Annotated in this window: 1 protein-coding gene; it reads left to right on the forward strand. The window is 65.3% G+C overall.

Annotated elements, in window-relative coordinates; all coding sequences use genetic code 11:
• Positions 1–47 precede the first annotated feature (47 nt).
• The coding region (locus ACTIE1_RS16700) for an ATP-binding cassette domain-containing protein (RefSeq protein WP_439563520.1) at positions 48–554 on the forward strand (507 nt) is incomplete at its 3' end.

The raw sequence follows: 554 nt of genomic DNA on the forward strand, positions 1-554 counted from the left end.
ACGCACCGCTGGCGCTGCTTCCACCCCCTGAACACGGAGGCGCGCCCATGACGGAAGTTTTTGCCGAAGCACGCGATGTCTCGAAACGCTTTTCCAACGAACCCGATCTCGCGGAGCGCATCGCCATGAAACTGGGTGCGGCCGATAACCGGCGCACGGTTCACGCACTGGATGGCGTCAGCCTTGCTATTGCCAAGGGCGAGGTTGTGGGGCTGGTGGGCGAATCCGGTTGCGGAAAATCCACCCTTGGCCGGGTTATCGCCGGCATGCTGCCCCCCACCAGCGGCACTGTCCTGGTGGAAGGGCAGGACCGCGCCACCCTGCGCGGCCGGGCCGCCCGCCACGCGCGGTTGAACACCCAGATCATCTTTCAGGACCCCATGTCATCGCTGAACCCGCGCAAACGGGTGCTGGATATCATCGGCGAGGCACCGGTGGCCCATGGCCTGATCCGGCGCGGCGAAAAGGCGGCGCTGGTGCAGCGCCTGCTGGAAACCGTGGGCCTTGACCCTACAATGCATGACCGCTTTCCGCATCAGTTTTCCGGCGGGCAG

The sequence above is a fragment of the Roseinatronobacter sp. genome, from assembly GCF_051859525.1.
Classification (GTDB): Bacteria; Pseudomonadota; Alphaproteobacteria; order Rhodobacterales; family Rhodobacteraceae; genus Roseinatronobacter.